Source organism: Kribbella sp. NPDC006257 (assembly GCF_040613535.1).
Lineage (GTDB): Bacteria > Actinomycetota > Actinomycetes > Propionibacteriales > Kribbellaceae > Kribbella.
On sequence record NZ_JBEXSJ010000024.1, the window covers coordinates 43,573 to 66,847 of the forward strand.

Annotated in this window: 16 protein-coding genes; 5 read left to right on the plus strand and 11 right to left on the minus strand. The window is 68.3% G+C overall.

Annotated features, from left to right (window positions below; translation table 11 throughout):
- Window positions 1–13 precede the first annotated feature (13 nt).
- The 5 genes from metH to ABZ004_RS26410 all read right to left on the minus strand — a co-directional run bounded on the left by metH (window position 14) and on the right by ABZ004_RS26410 (window position 8,274).
- Window positions 14–3,622, minus strand: coding sequence for a methionine synthase (gene metH / locus ABZ004_RS26390; protein WP_355683733.1), 3,609 nt, complete (start codon window positions 3,620–3,622; stop codon window positions 14–16).
- A 206-nt stretch (window positions 3,623–3,828) separates the two neighbouring features.
- Window positions 3,829–4,362 (minus strand): TetR family transcriptional regulator, encoded by a 534-nt coding sequence (locus ABZ004_RS26395; protein ID WP_355683734.1) that lies wholly within the window; start codon window positions 4,360–4,362, stop codon window positions 3,829–3,831.
- Window positions 4,359–5,789 (minus strand): MFS transporter, encoded by a 1,431-nt coding sequence (locus tag ABZ004_RS26400; protein ID WP_355683818.1) that lies wholly within the window; start codon window positions 5,787–5,789, stop codon window positions 4,359–4,361. Before ABZ004_RS26400 ends, ABZ004_RS26395 begins: the two co-directional genes overlap by 4 nt.
- Window positions 5,790–6,057: 268 nt before the next feature.
- A complete protein-coding gene (locus ABZ004_RS26405; RefSeq protein WP_355683735.1) occupies window positions 6,058–7,605 on the minus strand; it encodes a trypsin-like peptidase domain-containing protein in 1,548 nt (515 codons plus the stop codon).
- A gap of 111 nt (window positions 7,606–7,716) precedes the next feature.
- Window positions 7,717–8,274, minus strand: coding sequence for a TetR family transcriptional regulator (locus ABZ004_RS26410; protein WP_355683736.1), 558 nt, complete (start codon window positions 8,272–8,274; stop codon window positions 7,717–7,719).
- Window positions 8,275–8,395: 121 nt separating this feature from the next.
- Here ABZ004_RS26410 and ABZ004_RS26415 point away from each other — a divergent pair, with 121 nt between their 5' ends.
- Window positions 8,396–9,250: an oxidoreductase gene (locus ABZ004_RS26415; RefSeq protein ID WP_355683737.1), complete on the plus strand. Its 855-nt coding sequence runs from the start codon at window positions 8,396–8,398 to the stop codon at window positions 9,248–9,250.
- On the opposite strand, the gene ABZ004_RS26420 is transcribed toward ABZ004_RS26415, so the two are convergent.
- Complete coding sequence (locus ABZ004_RS26420) at window positions 9,231–10,637, minus strand: PLP-dependent aminotransferase family protein (RefSeq protein WP_355683738.1); 1,407 nt, start codon at window positions 10,635–10,637, stop codon at window positions 9,231–9,233. The two genes, ABZ004_RS26415 and ABZ004_RS26420, sit on opposite strands and share 20 nt — an antisense overlap.
- Window positions 10,638–10,712: 75 nt before the next feature.
- On the opposite strand from ABZ004_RS26420, the gene ABZ004_RS26425 reads away from it, so the two are divergent.
- Complete coding sequence (locus ABZ004_RS26425) at window positions 10,713–12,002, plus strand: FAD-binding oxidoreductase (RefSeq protein ID WP_355683739.1); 1,290 nt, start codon at window positions 10,713–10,715, stop codon at window positions 12,000–12,002.
- On the opposite strand, the gene ABZ004_RS26430 is transcribed toward ABZ004_RS26425, so the two are convergent.
- Window positions 11,999–12,940 carry a YafY family protein gene (locus ABZ004_RS26430; RefSeq protein WP_355683740.1) on the minus strand — a complete coding sequence of 314 codons (942 nt, stop codon included), beginning with the start codon at window positions 12,938–12,940 and terminating at the stop codon, window positions 11,999–12,001. The genes ABZ004_RS26425 and ABZ004_RS26430 overlap by 4 nt on opposite strands.
- Window positions 12,941–13,003: 63 nt before the next feature.
- On the opposite strand from ABZ004_RS26430, the gene ABZ004_RS26435 reads away from it, so the two are divergent.
- The gene (locus ABZ004_RS26435; protein WP_355683741.1) at window positions 13,004–14,155 is read left to right on the plus strand and encodes an epoxide hydrolase family protein; all 1,152 of its coding nucleotides are present in this window, start codon (window positions 13,004–13,006) and stop codon (window positions 14,153–14,155) included.
- A 4-nt stretch (window positions 14,156–14,159) separates the two neighbouring features.
- Here ABZ004_RS26435 and ABZ004_RS26440 read toward each other — a convergent pair whose 3' ends face one another.
- The 3 genes from ABZ004_RS26440 to ABZ004_RS26450 form a co-directional block, all read right to left on the minus strand.
- Complete coding sequence (locus tag ABZ004_RS26440; protein ID WP_355683742.1) at window positions 14,160–14,531, minus strand: hypothetical protein; 372 nt, start codon at window positions 14,529–14,531, stop codon at window positions 14,160–14,162.
- Window positions 14,532–14,664: 133 nt separating this feature from the next.
- Window positions 14,665–15,573 carry a ribonuclease Z gene (locus tag ABZ004_RS26445; RefSeq protein ID WP_355683743.1) on the minus strand — a complete coding sequence of 303 codons (909 nt, stop codon included), beginning with the start codon at window positions 15,571–15,573 and terminating at the stop codon, window positions 14,665–14,667.
- A 17-nt stretch (window positions 15,574–15,590) separates the two neighbouring features.
- A complete protein-coding gene (locus ABZ004_RS26450) occupies window positions 15,591–16,559 on the minus strand; it encodes a threonine/serine dehydratase (protein WP_355683744.1) in 969 nt (322 codons plus the stop codon).
- A gap of 45 nt (window positions 16,560–16,604) precedes the next feature.
- Here ABZ004_RS26450 and ABZ004_RS26455 point away from each other — a divergent pair, with 45 nt between their 5' ends.
- Window positions 16,605–17,606: a GDSL-type esterase/lipase family protein gene (locus ABZ004_RS26455; protein WP_355683745.1), complete on the plus strand. Its 1,002-nt coding sequence runs from the start codon at window positions 16,605–16,607 to the stop codon at window positions 17,604–17,606.
- Window positions 17,607–18,173: 567 nt separating this feature from the next.
- Here ABZ004_RS26455 and ABZ004_RS26460 read toward each other — a convergent pair.
- Window positions 18,174–21,164 carry a glycine--tRNA ligase gene (locus ABZ004_RS26460; protein WP_355683819.1) on the minus strand — a complete coding sequence of 997 codons (2,991 nt, stop codon included), beginning with the start codon at window positions 21,162–21,164 and terminating at the stop codon, window positions 18,174–18,176.
- Between the two features lie 132 nt (window positions 21,165–21,296).
- Between ABZ004_RS26460 and ABZ004_RS26465 the strand changes: the two genes are divergently transcribed.
- Window positions 21,297–23,273, plus strand: coding sequence for a prolyl oligopeptidase family serine peptidase (locus ABZ004_RS26465; RefSeq protein ID WP_355683746.1), 1,977 nt, complete (start codon window positions 21,297–21,299; stop codon window positions 23,271–23,273).
- Window positions 23,274–23,275 lie beyond the last annotated feature (2 nt).

Below are 23,275 nucleotides of genomic sequence, written 5' to 3' on the forward strand. Positions count from 1 at the left end.
TCACTGTAAGCGCCTACTCCGGGTCGTAGGCCAGGTTCGGGCGGAGCCAGCGCTCGATCTCGGCCAGCGGCATGTTGCGCCGCTTCGCGTAGTCCTCGATCTGGTCCTTGCCGAGCCGGCCGACGGTGAAGTACCGCGCCGCCGGGCTGGCGAAGATCAGGCCACTGACGGCAGCCGCCGGAGTCATTGCGAACGACTCGGTCAGCCCGAGGCCCAGCTTCTCCGCCTCGAGCAGCTCGAAGAGTTCCTTCTTCTCGCTGTGATCCGGGCTCGCCGGGTAGCCGAGGGCCGGCCGGATCCCGCGGAACCGCTCGGCGTGCAGGTCCGCCAGCTCCGGCTCCGCGTCCGGCTCGAACCACGCCTTCCGCGCCTCCAGGTGGATCCACTCGGCGAACGCCTCCGCGAGCCGGTCCGCCAGCGCCTTCACCATGATCGCCCGGTAGTCGTCGTTGGCTTCCTCATACTTCGCGGCCAGCTCCTCGGCCCCGTGGATCGCCACCCCGAACCCACCGAGGTGATCACCGGCCGGCGCGATGTAGTCGGCCAGACACCGGTTGTCGCGCCCTTCCGGCTTCTCGGTCTGCTGCCGCAACATCGGGAACGAGATGTCCTGGCCATCAAGAATGATGTCGTCGCCCTCGCTGTGCGCGGGCCAGAAACCGTAGGCACCCTTCGCGGTGAAGGAGCCGTCCGCGATGATCTGGTCGAGCATCGTGTTCGCGTCGTCGAACAGCTCCCGGGCAACCGGGTTGTCCAGGATCGCCGGGTACTTCCCCTTCAATTCCCAAGCCAGGAAGAGGAACTGCCAGTCGATCATCTCCCGCAGCGTCGCCAGATCCGGCTCGACCACCTTGAGCCCGGTGAAGGCCGGCACCGGCAGCTCGCCGTAGTCGACCTCTTCGCGGTTGGCCCGGGCCGCCTCGACGGTCAGGATCGGCTTGCGCTGCTTGTTCGCGTGCTGCTCGCGGAGGACCTCCTGGGCCGCATGGTTGCTGATGGCAAGCTCTTTCGCCCGGTCGTCGTCGAGCAGGTCGGAGACCACCCCGACCACCCGGGACGCGTCCAGCACATGCACGGTGGTGTTCTCGTACGCCGGTGCGATGCGTACGGCAGTGTGCTGCTTCGAGGTCGTCGCGCCGCCCACCAGCAACGGAAGCTTCAGCCCACGCCGCTGCATCTCCTCGGCGACCGCAACCATCTCGTCCAGCGACGGCGTGATCAGCCCGGACAGGCCGACCGCGTCGGCACCTTCGGCGATCGCCGTATCGAGGATCTTCGCGGCCGGCACCATCACGCCGAGGTCGATCACCTCGTAGTTGTTGCAGCCGAGCACCACCCCGACGATGTTCTTGCCGATGTCGTGCACGTCGCCCTTCACGGTCGCGAGCACCACCTTGCCCTGGCCGCGAACGGCTTCCGCGCGGCCCTCCTGGCGAGCCAGCTCCTTCTCGGCCTCCATGTACGGCTCGAGGTAGGCGACCGAGCGCTTCATCACCCGGGCGCTCTTCACCACCTGCGGCAGGAACATCTTGCCGGCCCCGAACAGGTCGCCGACGATCTTCATGCCGTCCATCAGCGGGCCCTCGATCACCTCGAGCGGCCGGGCCCTGGTCTGCCGGGCCTCCTCGGTGTCCTCCTCGATGAAGTCGACGATGCCGTGCACGAGCGCGTGCGAGAGCCGCTCCTCCACCGGAGCCTCGCGCCAGGACAGGTCGACCTCGCGCTGGGTGCCCTTGCCCTTGACGTTCTCGGCGAACGCGACCAGCCGGTCGGTGGCGTCGTCGCGGCGGTCGAAGATGACGTCCTCGACCAGTTCCAGCAGGTCGGCCGGGATGTCCTGGTAGACCGCGAGCTGGCCGGCGTTGACGATTCCCATGTCCAGGCCGACCTGGCCGGCGTGGTACAGGAACGAGGAATGCATCGCTTCGCGGACGATGTCGTTGCCGCGGAACGAGAAGGACAGGTTGGAGATCCCGCCGCTGATGTGGACGCCCGGACAGCGCTCCTTGATCAACGGCAGAGCCTCGATGAAGTTCTTGGCATAGCTGTTGTGCTCGGACATCCCGGTCGCGACGGCGAGCACGTTCGGGTCGAAGATGATGTCCTCGGCCGGGAAGCCGATCCCGGTCAGCAGGTCGTACGCGCGGCCGCAGATCTCCACCTTGCGCTCGACCGTGTCGGCCTGGCCCTGCTCGTCGAAGGCCATCACGACCGCGCCCGCGCCGAAGTCCATGATCCGGCGGGCCCGCTCGAGGAACTCCTCCTCGCCCTCCTTCAGGCTGATCGAGTTCACCACGCCCTTGCCCTGCACGCATTTCAGGCCGGCCTCGAGCACGCTCCAGCGCGAGCTGTCGATCATGATCGGGATCCGGGCCACCTCGGGCTCGGTCGCGATCAGGTTCAGGAAGGTGGTCATCGCCTGCTCACTGTCGAGCAGGTCGGCGTCCATGTTCACGTCGAGCAGGTTGGCACCACCGCGCACCTGCTCCAGCGCGACGTCCACCGCGGCCTGGTAGTTGTCGGACTCGATCAGCCGGCGGAACCGGGCCGAGCCGGTCACGTTGGTCCGCTCGCCGATCATCACGAAGCCCATGTCCGGACCGATCGAGAACGGCTCCAGCCCGCTGAACCGGGTGGTGTGGTCGGGCGTGACGACCTCGCGCGGCTTGACCCCCTCGACCGCCTTGGCGATCTGGGCGATGTGCGCCGGCGTCGTACCGCAGCAACCGCCGACGATGTTGACCAGCCCGGACTCGGCGAACTCACCGAGCATCCCGGCGGTCTGGTCCGGCGTCTCGTCGTACCCGCCGAACGCGTTCGGCAGCCCGGCGTTCGGGTGCGAGGCGACATAGGTGTCGGCGAAGCGGGAGAGGTCGGCGACGTGCGGGCGCATCTCGGCCGCACCGAGCGAGCAGTTCACGCCGACGACGAGTGGCTTCGCGTGCTCGACCGAACTCCAGAACGCCTCGACGGTCTGCCCGGACAGGGTCCGCCCGGACAGGTCGACGATGGTGACCGAGATCCACAGCGGCAGCTCGGGAGCGACCTCGCGGGCGGCCGCGATCGCGGCCTTGCAGTTCAGGGTGTCGAAGATGGTCTCGACCAGCAGCAGGTCGACGCCGCCCTCCTTGAGCGCGGCGATCTGCTCGGCGTACGAGTCCTTCACCTGCTCGAACGACACCGCCCGGTACGCCGGGTCCTCGACCCGCGGCGACAAGGACAGCGTGACGTTCAGCGGGCCGATCGAGCCGGCCACGAACCTGCCGCCGAACTCGTCGGCGGCCTGGCGCGCGAGCCGGGCACCTTCGACGTTCATGTCGCGGACCAGCGACTGCAGGCCGTAGTCGGCCTGACCGATGCTGGTCGCGGTGAAGGTGTTGGTGGTGGTGATGTCAGCGCCTGCGTTCAGGTACTGCCGGTGCACGTCGAGGATGACGTCCGGCCGCATCAGGTTCAGCAGGTCGGGGTCACCGGTGACGTCGTGGGTGTGGTCGAGGAACCGGTCGCCCTTGTAGTCCTCGGGGGCCAGCTTCGCGCCTTGCAGCATCGTGCCCCAGGCACCGTCCAGGACCGCCACCCGCTGGTCCAGCAGGTTCCTTAATTCGGTCTGACGTTCCGTCACCGTGGCTCCCTCCAGAAAAGTCTCCGGAGGCGCCCTTCATCGGTCCTGCCCCAGACCGAGCGTGGCGGAACCCTCCGGTCCGTCGCAGCGCCTCTCGACCTGGGCGCCCATCTTACTGATCGAGACGGGTCAGAACAGAATCCCCGCCCACGGACTGAGACCGGCCCGATGGGTAATGAGACGCCGGGAAACCGGCAGTTATTCCCTCAGTGGACGAGCGCCTGGATTCCCGGGGCGTAGAGGTCGGCGATCTTGGCCGGAGTCGCGCTGGCGGTCGGGCCCTCTTTGTCGACCGCCATCGCCGCGCCCAGCCCGAGCAACTGCGCGACGATCAGTTCGGCCCGTACGGCGATGTCGTCACCGGTGAGCCGGGATGCGAAGGCCTCGATCACCTGGTCGTGGAACCGGCGGCGGAGCAATGCGCGTTCGTCGCCGACACCGATCGCGAAGATCACCCGCAGCAGCAGGTCCGTCCCGGTCTCCTGCCGCCAGCGGATCAGCGTCTCGACGGCGTGCCGGCCGAGTTCGCCGTCGGGTGCGTCGAGCAGCAACGTGGCGGCGTCGCTGAAGTCGGCGACCCGGTCGAAGAGAGCTTCCTTGCCGCTGAAGTGCTTCACGATCAGCGACGCGCTGACCCCGGCGTCCTTGGCGATCCCGCGCAACGTGACCGCGGCGTACGGCTGCCTGGCGAAGGCTCTGCGAGCTGCTTTCAAGATCGCCATCCGGCCGGCGTCGGTCATGACGTGCTGCTCGCTTCGACCAGCACGGGCTCACTGCCGGCCGCAGTACGGCGGCGGGCCGGGATCAGCAAGGTGAGGCCGACCGCGACCAGCGCCGTGCAGCCCGCGATCACGAAGATGACCAGGTAGGCGTTGAGTGTCGGAGCAGTGTGCCCGGACTTGGTCGCGACCATGCTGGTCAGCACTGTCGCCACGATCGCGCTGCAGACTGCCTGGCCGATCGTGCGCATCAAGGTGTTGAGGCCGTTCGCCGCGGCGGTTTCGGTCACCGGCACAGCATGCATGATCAAGGCCGGAAGCGCCGAATACGCAATCGCTGTTCCGGCGGCGACAACGGTCGCGCCGGCCACGATCGCGACCAGGTTCTCACTGGTGAACAGGCGTACGACGTACCCGGTCGCCATCAACCCGGACGCGAAGGCCAGCGTGAAGCGTGGACCACGGGCAGCCGAGAGTCGTGCGGAGACCGGCGACAGGATCACCATCGCGACACCACCCGGCAGCAGGCAGAGTCCGCTGACCACGATCGACGCGCCGAGGCCGTAGCCGGTCGACTTCGGTTCCTGCACGAGCTGCGCGGTGGACAGGGAGTTCGCGTAGAAGGCGAAGCCGATCAGCAGAGCGGCGAGGTTGGTGAAGAGTACGGCCGGTCGTGCCGAGACTCCGAGATCGACGAGTGGGGCACCGACGCGCCGTTCGTACCAGACCCAGATGATCGCGATCAGGACAGCGCCGGCGAACAGGCCGAGGATGCTCGTCGAGGCCCAGCCCCAGGCGCTGCCCTTCGACACCGCGAGCAGCAGACAGACGAGGAACGCGCTCAACCCCAACGCACCCAGTACGTCGAACCGCCCGCTCGAGCGCACCTTGGACTCGGGCACGATCAGCAGCACCGCGGCGATGTTGAGCAGACCGAGTCCCAGGCAGATCCAGAACATCGTGTGCCAGTTCGCGTACTGCACCACCAGGGTCGCCGCAGGGATTCCGAAGGCAGCGCCGACGCCGAGGGTCGAACTCATGATCGCGATGGACGGGATCACTCGCGCGGGCGGCAACTCGTCCCGCAGGATGCTGATGCCGAGCGGGATCACGGCGACGGCCGCTCCCTGGAAAGCACGACCGAGGATCAGCAGCGGAAGCAGCGAACTGATCGCACAGAGCAGCGACCCGAAAACCATCGACGCCAAGGCGATCAGGAGGACGCGGCGTTTGCCGTACATGTCACCGGCCCGGCCGAGCAGCGGAGTGAAGACAGCGCCGGTCAGCAGCGTGACGGTGACGAGCCAGCTGACGTCTGACGGGTGGCTATGAGTGAGCGCGGGCAGCTGGGGCAGCAACGGCACCACGATCGTCTGCATCACCGCCACCAGTACGCCGCACGACGCGAGCGTCGCCAGCACCAGCCGCGGATGCACCCCAGGCCTCACAGTCAACGTCAGTTCCTCACAGATCGCGGGCGGCGGTGAACAGTTGTTTACCACTCAATAGTAAACAACTGTTCACTTCCGTCTCCACCGGGTTCATCCCGTGGACTGCGGACAAGAGAACGGGTCCGGCGCTCCCGAGGGGGGTAGGTGAGCGTCGGACCCGATCAGCCGGCTCGGGCGAAGGGGGGTGTCGCCGCGAGCCGGGGTCTGTGGAGTTGTGGAGAGGGTCCGGGCGGCGGGCCTTGTGGGGTACCCGCCGCCCGGAGATTCAGCGGACCGGGCCGGCCATCAGGCTGATGGTCGCGGTGTGCGACTCACCGTTCTGGTCCTGCCAGGTCACCGGGACCTTGTCGCCGGCGTGGTGCGGGTTGAGCAGCGTGGACAGCGTGTCCGGGGAGTCGACCATCTTGCCGTCGAAGGAGGTGATCACGTCACCGGCGCTGAGGCCGGCCTTGTCGGCGGCACCGTCGGCGACGACATCGTTCACGACCGCGCCGGAGATGCCCTGATCGGCGAGGACCGAGATACCGAGCATCGCCGAGTCACCGATGTGCACGTCCGCGGAGGCCTTGCCGGACTCGATCTGGTCGGCGATGTCCAGCGCCTGGTTGATCGGGATCGCGTACCCCTGGGTGGTCGTGCCCTGGCCGTTGCCCTGACCGTTTCCCTGTCCCTGGCCGTTGCCGTTGCCCTGGCCGAAGCCCTGACCCTGACCTTCGCCGTTGCCGAAGCCGCTGCCCGGGCCGTTGCCGAAGCCGGTACCGTCGCCGGTTCCCGAGCCGTCGCCGTACGCCGTCTGGCCCGGGCCACCGGTGCCGCCGTTGCCACTGCCGCCCGCAGTGTCGACGCCGATCACCTCACCCTTGGCGTTGGCCAGCGGTCCGCCCGAATCGCCGGCCTGGATGTTCGCATCGGTCTGGATCAGCCCGGTCAGGTTCTCCGGGTCGGAGCCGGACTCGTCGGTCGCGGTGATCGCCTGGTTCAGCCCGGTCACCTTGCCGGCCGCGTAGCTCGGCGTCCCGCCGACGCCGCCCGCGTTACCGATCCCGACCACCTGGTCGCCGAGCGCGACCTTGTCGGAGTCGCCGGTCTTGGCGACCTCGAGCCCGGAGGCGTCCTTCAGCTTGAGGACGGCGATGTCGTGCGCGTCGTCGTACCCGACGACACTCGCGTCGTACGTCTTCCCGTTGCCGATGTCGGTCACGGTGATCTTGGTGGCGCCTTCGATCACGTGGTGGTTGGTGAGGATCTCACCGTCCGAGGTGAGCACGATCCCGGTGCCGGCGGCGCGAGCGCCTTCGAAGCCGAGCACGGTGTTCACATCCACCAGACCGGGCGAGACCTTCGCGGCCACGGCGGAGGCGTCCATCGAGGACGACAGGCTCGAGGTGTTGCCGTCCACGTGCTGGTCGATGCCCCAGGCAACGGATCCGATGACGGCGGCGGTCGCCAGGCTCAGCGCGCCGATCAGCATCGGCAACCGCTTGCGCCGCTTCGGCGCCGGCGGCATCGGGTGGTACCCCCAAGGCTGCCCGAACCCCTGCTGATACTGCGGATTCGGACCCCCGAACACCCCCGGCCCGTACTGCGGCTGCCCGTAGGGCGCCTGCCCGTACTGCGGTTGGCCGTACTGCTGTTGCCCGTACGGCGCCTGCCAAGCACCCTGCTGCTGCCCCGCAGCCGGCGGCCATCCCGTCGGCCCCTGGCTTCCAGCCGGTCCCTGCGCTGCCGACCCTTGCCCTGCAGGCGCCCCCTGCCCTGGGGTCGGACCCTGCTGTCCGTCAGCCGGCCCCTGCTGGCCTTCGTTGCCGTTCATCCCGTTGCCTCCTCAGCCCACAACCCGTCTGCCAAGAAGTAGACCTCGGCAATCTGAGAACTCCATCGGGCCAACCGATGAATCAGCTGAGAATCCTGTGTGCTTCAGATCTCATTGATCCAAGAGGCGCGCCACGGCAGTCACCACCGCTTTGCGCCGACGGGCCTTGGGAATGGAAGCCGCCGCGAACTCGGGATTCATCGACGACCAGCTCGTCGCGATCGACTGGATCAACGACAACAACTCCACCGGCTTGAACTCCGATCGGTACACCCCCGCCCGCCGCGCCTTCTCCAACTCCGACAGCCGGCTCGCATTCACCGCGAGCACCGCCTCCAGCCGGGCACTCTCGGGCCGCTCCAACCGATACCAGACCGCCAGCCGCAGATGATCCGGATGTTCCTCGAAGTAGTCGAACACCCGCCCGGCGTACTGCGGAAGGTCGTGCGCGTCGAACCCGACCTCTTCCAGATAGGCCTCGACGTACGCCGTGAAGACCGCGTCGAAGAGCTGGTCCTTGTTCCCGTAGTAGGCGTACAGCATCGCCTTGTTACAGCCCGCCACCTCGGCGATCCGGTTCACCCGGGCGCCGGCGATGCCGAGCGCGGCGAACTCCGTCAGCGCTGCGTCGAGGATCCGGGCCCTGGTCCGATCGGCGTTCCGTTGCATGCCACGCACCTTATCCAACCTACCTGCGTCTCAATCTACCAACCAACCGGTCGGTTGATTTCTGCCGACGGAAGGTGTTTCCTTGAATTAACCAACCAGTCGGTTACTTAGCGAGGAGATCATGACCAGGACCTGGATCGTCACCGGAAGCTCCCGCGGCCTCGGCCGCGCACTCACCGAGGCCGTGCTGGCCGCCGGGGACCGGGTGGTTGCCACCGCCCGCAAGCCCGAGCAGCTCGACGACCTGGTGCACAAGTACGGCGACGCCATCCGCGCGGTGGCGCTCGACGTCACCGACGCCGCGGCCGCGCGCGCCGCAGTACAGGTGGCGCTGGAGGAGTTCGGCGGCCTCGATGTGGTCGCCAACAACGCCGGCTACGCGAACAGCGCGCCGATCGAGGACACCGACGAGACCGACTTCCGGGCGCAGGTGGAGACCAATCTGTTCGGTGTGGTGAACGTGACCAAGGCGGCGCTGCCCGTCTTCCGGACCCAGCGCGGCGGGCACTTCCTGCAGTTCTCGTCGATCGGCGGCCGGGTCGGCGGGACGCCGGGGATGGGCGCCTACCAGACCGCCAAGTTCGCGGTCGAAGGGTTCTCCGAGGTGCTCGCGAACGAGGTCCGGCCGTTCGGGGTGAAGGTGACGATCGTCGAGCCGGGCGCGTTCCGGACCGACTGGGGCGGCTCGTCGATGACGATCGCCGACGTCCGCGCGGAGTACGACTCCACCGTCGGCGAGCTCAACCGCTACCGGGTAGGGGCCGATGGCAAGCAACCCGGCGACCCGGCCAAGGCCGCGCAGGCGATCCTGCAGATCGTCGGTCTCGACGAACCTCCACTGCGGCTCCTCCTCGGCAAGGACGCCCTGGAGCACGCCGACCGCGCCTCACGATCCCGTGCCGCCGAAGCCGCCCAGTGGGCCCACCTCACCACCTCGACCGACTACGACGAACTCCCTACGAACGAAACGAGTTGATCGCGTCGGCGAGGAGATCGACGCCTTCGAGGACGGCCGGTTCGGTCAGGCTGCCGTAGCCGAAGACCAGACCTTCCGGACCCGGATGGTCCACCCAGTAGGGCGTCAGGCCATAGACACCGAGGCCGCGATCCAGCGCTGCGTTCGACACAGCGGCCTCGGTGAGATCGGGCGGCAACCAGATCAGCACATGGAGACCGGCGGACACCCCGGTCGGCACGAGATCCGGTAGCCGTTCCGCCAGCCTGCCGACCAGCGCATCCCGCAGCCGCCGGTACCGCGGTCGCATCCGGCGCAGGTGCCGGTCGAACTCTCCGCGCGCGACGAAGTCGGCGAAGGTCAGCTGGTCGAACACCGGCGATCCACGATCGTCGACGACCTTGGCCGCCGACATCGGTTCGACCAACCGGCCGGGCAGGATCAGCCAGCCGAGCCGGAGCCCGGGGGCCAGCGTCTTGCTCGCCGTCCCCGCATAGACCACGCGCTCCGGCGCCAGCCCCTGGATCGCGCCGATCGGTTCGCGGTCGTACCGGTACTCCGCGTCGTAGTCGTCCTCGATGATCAAGGCATCGTGCTTCGTGGCCCAGGCGATCAAGGCCGACCGCATAGCGGCCGAAGCCACCGCCCCCGTCGGGAACTGATGAGCAGCGGTCACCAGTACGACGTCCGCTCCCGACCGCTCGAGCGCCTCGACATCGAGCCCGGTCTCCAGCACCGGTACGCCGACCGCCTCCAACCCGGCATTGACCGCGACCCCACGCAATTCGTCGTCCGACGGGTCCTCCACCGCCAGCCGGCGATACCCGGCAGCCGCCAGCACCTGCAGGAGCAGCCGCGATCCTTGCGCGAAACCGTTGCAGATCAGCATGTTCTCGGGCCGGGCCGAGGTACCACGAACCCGGTTGAGGTAGTCGGCCAGCGCCTCGCGAAGTTCCGGCGTACCGCGGCCGTCCAGGTAGGCCAAGCTCCGGTTCGGTGTCTCGTTGAGGACCTTGCGGATCGACCGGAGCCAGGCGGCGCGCGGGAACTGGGAGACGTCCGGCTTGCTGTACTTGAAGTCGATCCGCGGCGGCCCACCCGGCTCACGAGCGGTCACCTTCGAAGCCTGGGGACCGGCTGCCGACGGGGCGACCTGGGTGTAGCCGCCGGTGCGGCTGACCAGGTATCCCTCGGCGACCAGCTGCTGATAGGCCTCGACGACGACACCGCGGGACAGCCCGAGATCGGTCGCGAGAGCGCGGGTGGCCGGCATCACCGCGTCCGCGCGGAGCAGCCCCTGCCGGATCCGGTCCCGGATCCCGCTCTCCAGTTGCTGATGCAGGGGCACGGCGGAGTCGCGGCGCAGTTCGACGAGCAGCTCGCCGGAATTGGTCCTGGATCGGCTCATAGAACTGGACCTTATCCCTGTACCGCTTCGCTGTCAGGGTGGTGAGCACCACCACTTCCGGCAAGGAGCACGACGATGACCGCCACCCAGCAACTCACCCTCCTGATCGACGGCGACGCCGGCTACGACGAGGCCCGCACCGTCTGGAACGCGATGGTCGACCGCCGGCCGGCCGCTATCGCCCGCTGTCACGACACCGCCGACGTCGTCGCCGCCGTCCGGTACGCCCGGGAGCACGATCTGGAGATCGGGGTGCGCTGCGGCGGCCACAACATCGCCGGGCTCGCCGTTCCCGAGGGCGGCCTGATGATCGACCTGACCCCGATGAACGAGGTCCGCGTCGACCCCGAACGGCAGGTCGCCTGGGTCCAGGGCGGCGGGCTGCTCGGCGAACTGGACCGGGCCGCGCAGGCGTACGGACTCGCCACCACGGCCGGCAACGTCTCGCACACCGGCGTCGGCGGGCTCACCCTGGGCGGTGGGATGGGCTGGCTGGCCCGGCAGTTCGGGCTCGCCTGCGACAACGTGATCTCGTACGAACTGGTGACCGCGGCCGGCGACGTCGTGACCGCGAGCGCGACCGAGAACGCCGAGTTGTTCTGGGGACTGCGCGGTGGCGGCGGCAACTTCGGCATCGTCACCGCGTTCGAATTCCGGCTGCACCAGATCGGCACCCGCACCCTGGTCACCGAGTTCACCTACGCCTGGGACGAGGCCTTCGCCGTACTGCGGGGTTGGCGCGACCTGAACGCCACGGCACCCCGGCAGGCGACCTTCACCGCGAACATCCGCGGCGAGGAACTCGTCGTCGGCTTCGTCTGGGTCGGCGACCCCGCCGAGGGCGCCGCGTTGATCCCGGCCTTCCGTTCCCTCGGCACGATAGTTGCCGAGAGCATCGAAGAGATGCCCTACCTGACCCTGCAGAGCCGCGACGACAGCGTTCAAGGTCACCGGTTCCGTCGCTACTGGAAGGGCCACTACTTCAAGTCCCTGCCCGACGACGCGATCCGCGCACTGCTGCGCAACCCCGGCATCGGCGCCAGCCTGCAGGCGTACGGCGGCGCGATCTCCGACGTACCGGACGAGGACGCAGCCTTCAGCCACCGCGACGTGATGTTCGAGTTCGTCACCGCCACCCGCTGGGAGGACGCCGCCGACGACGCCGACCGCATCGCCACCATCCGCGCCTACGCCGCGACCCTCGACCCGTACGCCGGTGGCGCCTACATCAACACCCTCAACGGCGAGAGCGTCAGCCGCGCCTTCCCACCCGCCAAGCTGGCCCGCCTGACCGCCCTGAAGAACACCTACGACCCCACCAACACCTTTCACCTCAACCAGAACATCCGCCCGACCGTTTCCTAGGCAGGTGTGGCGGCAGCAAGCCGGGTGGTGAGGGTTTGGAGGTGGGCGATCAGCTCGGGGGGCGACTGGACTACGAAGTCGACGCCTAGCAGGCCGACGTACAGGAGTAGTTCGTCGAGGGAGTTCGAGCCAGCTGACAAAAGGCAGCTTCCTGGGTCGACCATTTCGACTACGCCGACGGTGTTGGGGATGCGGTCGGTGATCTGCTCGGCCGGTGCCTGCAGCAGGAAGGTGGCCTGGTAGCGATAGCCGCCGCCGGCTACGCCGCGCGTGGTGCGGTCGAGTTCGGGGACCTCGCGCGGCTGGAATCGTGGGCCGGTCGGGATTCTGGGCTCCATCCGGTCCAGGCGGAAGGTTCGCCAGTCCGCGCGCTCGACGTCCCAGGCGACGAGGTACCAGCGGCGGCCGGTGTGCACCAGGCGATGCGGCTCCGTAGTACGGACTGTTGCTGTGCCGTCGTGGCTTCGGTAGTCGAAGCGGAGGCGTTCGTGGTCGCGGCAGGCCGCGGCGACGGCCATCAGTACTGCGGGGTCGACGACGGCCCCGTCGTTCGGGGTGACCGCGACCGATTGCAGGAGGCGGACCCGATGGCGCAGCCGCGACGGAAGCACCTGCTCCAGCTTGGTCAGCGCTCGCACCGACGACTCCTCGATCCCGGCCACACTCCCCGTCGCGGCTGCCCGCAAGCCGATCGCGACGGCGACCGCTTCTTCGTCGTCGAGCAGGAGGGGCGGCAGGGAAGCACCGGCCCCCAGGCGGTAGCCGGCCACACCCGGTACGGCGTCGACCGGGTAGCCCAGGTTGCGCAGCTTGTCGACGTCGCGGCGAACCGTGCGGACGCCGACACCGAGTTCCCCGGCCAGGTCGGCGCCACTCCAGTCGCGAGGAGACTGCAGCAGCGAGAGCAATTTGAGGAGTCGTGCGGAGGTTTCCAGCATGTCTTCAATTCTGTTGATCAGCTAGGACAGCATATGACCTAACTGGGTGAGAGAGTCAGAGACATGACGACGAACGAGATCAAGTCCTTCCGGATCGAGATTCCGCAGCACACCCTTGATGACCTCAAGACTCGGCTGACCCAGAGCAGGTTGCCCGCGCCCTTGCCCGGGGACGACTGGGACACCGGCGTACCGGTCTCCTGGCTGAGCGGCCTGCTGGAGTACTGGCGCGACGAGTACGACTGGCGCGCGATCGAGAAGCAGTTGAACGAGATCCCGCAGTACACGACGGTGATCGACGGTCAGCAGATCCACTTCCTGCACGTGCGGTCGGCCGAACCGGACGCGCTGCCGCTGATCCTGACGCACGGCTGGCCCGGCTCGTTCGTCGAGTTCCTGGACGTGATCGGCCCGTTGACCGATCCGCGGTCGTACGGCGGTGACGCGGCCGACGCATTCCACCTGGTGATTCCGTCGCTGCCCGGCTTCGGCTTCTCCGGACCGGTGCACGACGAGGGGTGGACGACGGACCGGATCGGCCGGATCTGGGCGGAGTTGATGGCGCGACTCGGGTACGAGCGGTACGGCGTACAGGGTGGGGACATCGGGGCTGCCGTTTCACCCGAGGTCGCGCGGGCCGATCGCGAGCACGTCGTCGGCGTGCACGTGAACGGTTCGCCCGGGCTGCCGCCAATGGTGCCGGGCGAGGAACGCGCGACGCTGACCGAACTCGAGCAGGACCGGCTGGCGCGGATCGACGCGTTCATGCGGGAGGAGTTCGGCTACATCGCGATCCAGTCCACGCGGCCGCAGGTGCTCGCCTATGGACTGGTCGATTCACCGGTCGGGCAGCTGGCCTGGATCATGGACAAGTTCCGCGAGTGGACGCATCCGCGCACAACGTTGCCGGACGCAATCATCGACCGGGACCGGCTGCTCACCAACGTGATGATCTACTGGCTGACCGGTACGGCCGGCTCGGCGGCGTACGTCGGGTATGCGCAGCAGCAGGCCTGGGGCGCGACCAAGGAGAACTCGGGTGTCCCGACCGGGGTGATCGTCTTCGCGCACGACGTCGGCATCCGCCGGTACGCCGAACGCGAGAACACCATCACGCGCTGGACCGACGTCGACCGCGGCGGCCACTTCGCCGCACTGGAAGAGCCGGAACTGCTCACCGCCGACGTCCGCGAGTTCTTCCGCCCGCTGCGCTGACTGATCAGCTGCTGGGCACGCCGAGGGCACGGAGGATGACCGTGCCCTCGGCCAGCTGCGGGCCGCCCCGCCGGACGTCACCGAGCGCCAGGCAGGCCCGGCCGAGTGTCACCCGAGCTTGTCCCTCCAGGAGCCAGTCGCCCAGCCGGACGGCTGCTGCCAGCGCGAGCTCTTGCGTCACCACGATCTCTTGCCAGCGGCCGGAGCCGGCCAGCCGCTGCTCCAGCGACCAGGCCAGCTGCCACGCATCCATGAACATCCCGTCCTCGAAGGCGCACCGCACCGACGCCACCTCCAGGGCGACGCGGGTCGGCTCGTCGAGCAGGTCCGAGAATTCATTGCCATCGGCAAACGATGCCGGAAACGTCAGTGACACAGCACAATCCTACGATCGCTATGCGTCAACCGGATCACAGTTCCATGACCAGGCAGCTAAATCCCGCACCTGCCGGCCGCGATCCGAGAAAATACCTCAGCTTCCCGGTGCCGCTCACGATCTGCTGTTGCGGTCAGCGGCGGGTAGGCACCGCTGTTCTGGTCAGGTCAGCGGCGACGACGATCTCGCCGGAGAACTCCGCTGCCGCCTCCTCGTGGAAGCGCTCGGGCTCGGTGTAGCGCTGGGAGAAATGGGTCAGCACGAGCTTGCGGACACCGCACTCCTGGGCGACTCGAGCGGCCTGGCGCGCCGTCAGGTGACCGAAGGCCGTGGCCAGCTCGCGTTCGGAGGACAGGTACGTCGACTCGATCACGAGCATGTCCGCTCCATCGGCGAGCTTGAAGACGCCCTCGCAGAGCCGGGTGTCCATCACGAAGGCGAACCGTTGCCCGAGGCGCGGCTCACTCACCTGCTGGATCGTCACCGTCCGCCCGTCGACAACGATCGACCCGGACTGCTGCAGCCGACCGACCGCGGGTCCGGCGACGCCGTACCGGGCCAACTCCTCCGGTAGCATCCGGCGGCCGTCCGGTTCGACGAGTTGGTACCCGAAGGACTCGACCGAGTGCTCCAATCGGCGCACCCAGAGCTGGCCGAACGAACCGACCGACAACAAGCCGTCCTCGTCGATCGGCTCCTCGCGGAGATCAGCCCGCTCGTAGAACGACGCGGCGTACCGGAGCCGGGTGAAGTAGTCCTGCCCGGACGCCGGGTAATGCGCGTGCACGGGATGCTGCACGTCGTCGAGTGACAACCGCTGCACGATGCCCGGTACGCCGAGGCAGTGGTCGCCGTGGAAATGGGTGACACACAACCGGGTGATCGCGGTGGCAGGCACTCCGGCGTACAGCATCTGCCGTTGCGTGCCCTCGCCCGGATCGAAGAGGAAGCCCTCGGAATCCCAGCGCAGGAAGTAGCCGTTCTGGCTGCGCTCTCGCGACGGCACCTGACTGCCGGTGCCCAGCACAACCAATTCGCGCACGGCCACACAGTACTTCGTCAGGCCAGCGCGGCCACCAGGGTTTTCGCCGAGATGTTCCCGCCACACGACACCACTGCCACCCGCTGACCTTCGACATCCGTACGCCGTGCGGCCGCGAACGCCATCGCCGCCGAACCCTCGATCAGCTGATGCTCAGTGTCGATCACGAGTCTCAACGCGTCCCGGATCTCGGCCTCCTCGACCAGGACCCATTCGTCGACCAAGGAACGGCACAGGTCGAAGGTGATGGCGCCGGGCTCGACGTTGCCCGCCGTACCGTCCGACAGCGTTGGCTTGCCGTCCAGCTCGATGATCCGGCCGGCCTTCATCGACTCGGCCATCGCGGCGTCCGCGGCCGGCTGTGCGCCGTACACCTTGAGGTCTGGGAGATGCCGTTTGAGGACGGCCGCCATCCCGCTGACCAGGCCGCCACCGCCGACCGCGATGAAGACGGCATCGAGCCGCTGCCCGTCGAGCTGCTCCAGCATCTCGACCGCGGCGGTGCCCTGTCCGGCGACGATCTCGGGATCGTTGTACGGCGAGATGTAGGTCCAGCCTTCCACCTCGGCTTCCGCCCGGGCTCGGGTTTCGTTGGCGCCGGAGTCGGTGCCGACGCTGCGGACCTCGATGCCGAACCGTTTGATCGCGGCGACCTTGCTGGGCGACGCGTTCTCCGGGACGTAGACGATCCCATGCCCGCCGAGGGTCGCGAGGGCGTTGCTCACGCCGAGTCCGTGGTTGCCGGTCGAGGCGGTCACCACGCCGGCGTTCCGCTGCTCGTCGGTCAGCGAGAGCACCTTGGCCATCGCGCCGCGGGCCTTGAACGAGCCGGTGCGCTGGCGGTGCTCGCACTTGACCAGCACTTCGGCCTGGAGCTCGTCGCTGAGTGCATCGAAGGTCTCGAGCGGAGTGATCGGCAGGTGCTCCCTCAGCTGCTTCGCCACCGCTTCCGAACGATCGGCCACTGCATCCGGCGTGAGATTCATAGGTATAGCTTGTCCCATCAACGGCATCTGTTTCGGAGGCGGCGGATGAGCACTGAGCCACTGTGGACCGGCTACCGGTTTCGTGCGGTCGACGCCGACGGCTGGACGACGTTCTGGCGGCTCGACCCGCGCGAGCAGCCGTTCGAGCTGACCGACTGGACCGGGAATCCGGAGCGGCCCGGGCATCGGTTGTGGTCCCGGGCGGCGACTCCGGCCGGCGTACGGGCCGGCTGGCAGACGTCGGCTGTTGCTGTGACGCTGGAGATCCGGGCTGCTCCGGATGTGTCCGGCGAGATCGCACCGGTCGACTTCCTGGTCGATGGGTCACTGCACCGGCGTACCGAAGTACAGGCTGGTGAGCAGCGGATCCGGGTCGAGCTACCGGCCGGGCCCAGCGAGTTGGAGATCTGGTTGCCGCAGGCGGGGGCGATCGAAGTACGAGAAGTGTCGTTTGAGGGTGAAGCGGTGCCGCAGCCACCTAGCGGGCCGCGGTGGATCACCTACGGCAGTTCGGTCACTCAATGTACCGGCGCTTACGGACCGTCCGAGACGTGGCCGGCGCTGGTGGCACGCAAGCACGCATGGGACCTGGTGATGCTCGGGCTCGCCGGCGAGTGTCACCTCGACCCGATCGCGGCGCGGACGATCCGGGACACCCCGGCCCGGCTGATCTCACTGTGCCTAGGCATCAACATCTACGGCGGCGAAACCTACAGCGGCCGAACCCTCCCCGGCCAGGTCGAGGCGTTCCTCGCCACCGTCCGCGACGGCCACCCACACACGCCCATCGTCGTCATCAGCCCGTTGACCGCCCCGAACCTCGAGGGCAAACCCAACGCCCTAGGCCTCACCCTCGACGACATCCGCGCCCTGGTCGAACTAGGCGCCCGCACCCGCCCCGACCCAGACCTCCAACTCATCGACGGCCGCACCATCCTCACCCCAGAAGAGGCCCGCGCCCTGTACGCCGACGACGTCCACCCAGACCCCGACGGCTACCGCCTCATCGCCGACCGCCTGGCCCCCCTACTCACCCTGCCGCTCTGACTCTGACGGCAGATCACCTGCACCTCCCCGCCGCTCCGGCTCGAGGCGATACGCCCTCCTCGACAGTTGGGTACCGGTTACCTGTCCACCGGGTCGCTGTCGCCGCCATCACCAACTCGCAGCGCTCGTTGCCGTCGTGGGGACGACTTACCAGCGCGACTCGCCGTGCGCCGATCGACTTACCGGCTCGACTGGCCGTGTTCCTTCAACTCCCCTTCCCGACTGGCCGGTTTGCCGACCGAAATGCGGCCAGTCGAGCCGGTATGTCGAAAAGCACGGCCAGTCGAGCCGGTATGTCGAAGAACAACGGCCAGTCGAGCCGGTAAGTGCATGGCGAAGCGGGCCAGTCGACCCGGCGGTCCAGTTACGGGCGGCCGGTCGAACGGGTTCGGTGGAAGTGCTGCGGGTCTCGGTCGCATCGGAGACGCGTAGTCACGCTGTTCGCCGACCGCCTGGCTCCCCTCCTAACGTCGCGCTGTTCGCCGAGCGCCTGGCTCCTCTACTAACACTGCCGCTCTGAGCGCGCATCCGCACGGCCTACATACCCTGCGCGCTCAGAGCGTCTTGCTACTCCGACTGCGTGTTGAGGCTGGTGCCTAGGGCTTGCCAGTCGAGGACTGGGACGGCCAGGTCCCGGATGGTGGCCAGGAGGCCTAGGCGGGCGGCTCGGACCTCGGGGTCTTCGGCCATCACCAGGATTTCTTCGAAGAAGTTGGTGATCGGCTCGACCAGGCCTTGGGTGGCGGCGACGAAGTCGGCCAGCCCGGTGGGGGCGGTGCCGACCTTCTGGACAGCCTCGTGCAGGGCGACCTCGGCCGGTTCGGTGAGCTTGGCGGCGTCGTAGACCGCAGTGGTTTCGGCGGGGACGATGCGGCGGGCGCGCTGGAGCACCGCGACGAGGTCTGCGAAGCCGGGGGTGCTCACCTGGCGCTTGAGTTCGGCGAGGGTCTCGTCGGCGACGGCGGGCGCCTCGGCGAGGGGTAGGACGGCGGCGACCTGGAGGTGGTCGTCACCGCGGTCGAGGACCTGCTGCTCGTAGCGCTTGACGGTGAAGTCGGCCACATCGGCGAGCGACTCGGCCTTCACCTCGATGCCCTGGGCAACGATCTGCTCGGCGGCCGCGGCGAGCCCGACCGGCAGGGTGATCGCCCGCAGCTCCGGGTGCTCGCGCAGGATCGCGACCACACCGGCGGCGGCACGACGCAACGCGAACGGGTCCGAGCTACCGGTCGGCTTCGCACCGATCGCGAACAGCCCCGCGAGCAGGTCGAACCGGTCCGCCAGCGCGAGCAACGCACCCGGTGTCGTCGCCGGCACCGGATCGCCCGCGGACCGCGGCAGCTCCATGTCGAACAACGCCTGCGCGACAGCCTCGCTCTCGCCACTGCGCCGTGCGTACTCACGAGCCATTGTGCCGGCCAAGCTGGTCAGTTCGACAACCATCTGCGACCCGAGGTCGAACTTCGCCAGCTCGGCCGCGCGCTGCAAAGCCTTCAGATCATCGCCTTCGAGCCCGACCACCGAGCCCAGCTTCAACGCGACGGCAGCGATCCGGTCGGCACGCTGCGCCATCGAGCCGAGCCGCTCCTCGAACGCGAGCTTGCCGAGACCTTCCTTCATCGCCTCCGGCGTGGTCTGCAGGTCGGCGCGCCAGAAGAAGGCGGCGTCCTCGTAGCGGGCCCGCAGTACGCCCTCGTTGCCGTTGCGGACCGTTGCTTCGTTGACCGAACCGTTGGCCACGGCAACGAAGTGTGGCAGCAGCTTGCCGTCGGCGTCCCGCACCGGCAGGTACCGCTGGTGCTTGCGCATCACCGTCGTGAGGATCTCGGCCGGCAGATCCAGGTAGTCGGGCGAGAAGTTGCCGAGAATCGCGGTCGGCTCCTCGACCAGGTTGACGATCTGGTCGAGCAGCGCGGTCTCGGCCGCGAAGTCGACGAACCCGGTGACCTCGGCGGCGAGCCGCTCGGACGCCTCGACGATCTGCTGACGGCGCTTGGCCGGGTCGGCCTCGATGCCGTGGATCCGGAGCAGGTCGAGGTAGCCCTCGGCCGCGGCGATCTCGACCACCGGTTGCGCGGCGGTGCGGTGCACGCGCGTGGTCCGGCCGGCGGCCAGCGTCGACACCGAGACCGGGATGACCTGGTCGCCGAGCAACGCCACCAGCCAGCGAACCGGGCGGGTGAACGACAGCTTGGCATCGTTCCAGCGCATGTTCTTGTCCGAGCGCAGTCCGCTGACGATCTCGGCCAGCACGCCACTCAGTACTTCGGCGGCGCCGCGACCCGGGTCGGGCTTGGTCACCGCGACATACTCGACACCGTCGACGACCAGGTCGTGCAGCTCGCTCACGTCGACGCCCTGACCGCGCGCGAACCCGGCGGCCGCCTTCGTGACGTTGCCCTCGGCATCGAACGCGGCGGCCTTCTTCGGACCGCGGTTGACCTTCTCGGCATCCGGCTCACCGGACTGGACGGCCGCGACGAACGCGACCACCCGGCGCGGGGTGGCGTAGGTGGTGACCTCGCCGTGGCCGAGCCGGGTCGCGGCCAGCTTCTCGGTCAGCGCCGCCTTCACCGCCTCGGCCGTCTTGGTGACCTCCGACGGCGGCATCTCCTCGGTGCCGATCTCGAACAGCAGCTGCCGGGTGCCGCTGATCACCGGGAACTCGGTCGGCTCCGGCGCGGCCGCGGGCAGCTCGGCGATCCCCAGCGGGTGTTCGAGCTCGGTACGCCGTTCCGCCCACAACTGGGCGACCTCGCGGGCCAGGGTGCGCATCCGGCCGAAGGCCTTCGCGCGTTCCGTCGTACTGACCGCACCGCGGGCGTCCAGCACGTTGAAGGTGTGCGAGCACCGCAGTACGTGGATGTGTGCCGGGACCGGGAGGCGCGCGTCGAGCATCCGGCGCGCCTCGGCGGCGTACTCCTCGAAGAGCCGCTTCTGCGACTCGACATCGGCGTCGTCCAGGTAGAACCGGGACATCTCGTACTCCGCTTGGCCGAACGCCTCGCCGTACGAGATGCCCGGTGCGTAGGCGATGTCCTTGAAGTGCGAGACGCCCTGCAGCGCCATCATGATCCGCTCGATGCCGTAGGTGATCTCCACCGACACCGGGTCCAGCGTCATCCCGCCGGCCTGCTGGAAGTAGGTGAACTGGGTGATCTCCAGGCCGTCCAGCCAGACCTCCCAGCCCAGACCCCAGGACCCGGTCGCCGGGTTCGCCCAGTTGTCCTCGACGAACCGGATGTCGTGCGCCTCGATGTCGATCCCGAGCGCTTCCAGGCTGGCCAGGAACAACTCCTGCGGGTTGCCCGGGTCCGGCTTGAGCACCACCTGGAACTGGGTGTGCGTCTGCAGCCGGTTCGGGTTCTCGCCGTACCGGGCGTCGTCGGGGCGCACACTCGGCTCGACGTACGCGACCCGCCACGGCTCGGGACCGAGCACCCGCAGGATGGTCGCCGGGTTCAGCGTGCCGGCTCCGACCTCGGTGTTGAACGGCTGCACCACCATGCAGCCCCGGTCGGTCCAGTACTTCGTGAGCGCGAGCAGCGCGTCCTGCATGGTGAGCACGACAACAACCTCAGGTTCGGTCGAATTTCGGGGATCGAGAGAGCTGAAGTCTATTCGTCCCGCGCAGGTGCTCGCGCCCGCATGACCCCCGGCGGACTGTCCGGGGCGGGTGAGAGGCTGACCATGGACAGCATCCGTTTCGCCGGCGAGAGGTTTCCGATGGGTGAGGATCTTCCTGCGCAGTTGGCCAGGACGAGGTATTTCCAGACCGGGGCGGTGAGCGGGCTCGCGATCTCCGGCCGGTTCGTCACCTTTCTGCGCGACGGCGCGCTCTGGGCCTTCGACACCGCGGACAACCAGGAGCGGCGGGTCGCGGCGGCCGCGCAGTACCGGGCCGGTGCCGACGGCATCGTGACGGTGCTGCAGGACTCGGAGCTGTTCGTGGTGGATCTGCCGGCCGATGAGGTCCGGAAACTGTCCGAGGGCAAGGTGGAGACGGCTGCGATCGATCCGACCGGGCATGCGGTCGCCTTCGTTCGCGAGCGGGCGCTGTGGGTGGTCGATGCGTCCGGCACGAACGATCGGGTGCTGGCGGAGCCGGAGAACGCGGAGGTGAGTTGGGGGCTGCCCGAGTTCACCGCCTGGATGTCGATGGATCGGACCGAAGGGTTCTGGTGGGCACCGGACGGGCAGCGGTTGCTCGTCGCGCGGTTGGACGAGAGTCCGGTCGAGATCTGGTACCAGCCGGATCCGCTGCGGTCCGACGTACCGCCGAAACCGATCCGCTATCCGGCCGCGGGCACTCACAACGCGGACGTCAGCCTTCACTTGGTGGACCTCGACGGGCAGCGGGTCGAGGTGGAGTGGGATCGCGAGCGCTTCGAGTATCTGGTCCAGGCCGACTGGCGGGGCGAGCGTCCGCTGATCGCCGTCCAGACCCGCGACCAGCAGACGCTTCGGCTTCTCGACGTCGACCCGGCCACCGGCGGCACGTCCTTGGTGCGGGAGGTGACCGACCCGAACTGGGTGGCCATGTGGGCCGGTACGCCGACGCGGACCGCCTCGGACGAGCTGGTCTGGATCGAGCGCGACGCCGAGACCGACACCTACCGGCTGCTGATCGGCGACAAGTTCGTCACTCCCCCAGGCTTGCAGGTGCTGGAGGTCCCTGGCGTCTCCGTTGACACCGTCATGTTCCTGGCTCAGACCGAGGCGACCGAAATACACCACTACAGCTATGACGGAGAGGTCCGTCAGCTCTCCGGAGGTGCCGGGGTGCACACCGGTCGTGTGGCTGACGGCATCACCGTGGTCGACAGCCGGACCCTCGACAGCCGCCGGATCACCGTCAACGGCAAGCCATTGCAGGACCCGACCGAGCAGCCGGTGGTCGATCTTCGGATGGAGCTGGTGAAGGCCGGGCCTTCCGAGCTGAGGACGGCCGTGTTCCGCCCGTCCTGGCACGAGCCCGGCACGAAGCTCCCGGTGCTCCTCAGTCCGTACGCCGGGCCGGGATTCCAGCTCGTCATGGCGCGCTCGATGCCGGGATACTTCGTCTCGCAGTGGTTCGCCGAGCAGGGGTTCATCGTGCTCAGCATCGACGGCCGCGGTACGCCGGGACGCGGGCCGGCCTGGGAGCGGGCGGTCGCGGGCGACCAGCTCTTCCCGGTGCTCGACGACCAGATCGAGGCGCTGCACGCGATCGCGGCGACCGACGACGACCTCGATCTCGAGCGGGTGGCGATCCGCGGCTGGAGCTTCAGTGGCTACCTGGCGGCGGCCGCGGTGATCCATCGGCCGGATGTCTTCCATGCCGGGATCGCCGGGGCGCCGGTTACCGATCTGCGGCTCTACGACTCGTACTGGAAGGAGCGCTACATGGGGCACCCGGCCTCCAATGCCGAGGCCTATCGGCGCTCCTCGATCGTCCCGTACGCCGACCAGCTCACCCGGCCGCTCCAGATCATCCACGGCCTGGCCGACACCAACGTGTGGCCGGTGCATTCGCTGCGTCTGGCCGCCGCTCTCGCCGCCGCCGGCAAGCCGCACGAACTGGTCACCTTCGCCGGCCAGGGCCACGGCTTCTCCGACCCCGCAGCAGTAGAAGGCCGCCTCCGCCTCGAACTCGACTTCCTCCAGCGATCGCTGAGGCTCGGCTGAAG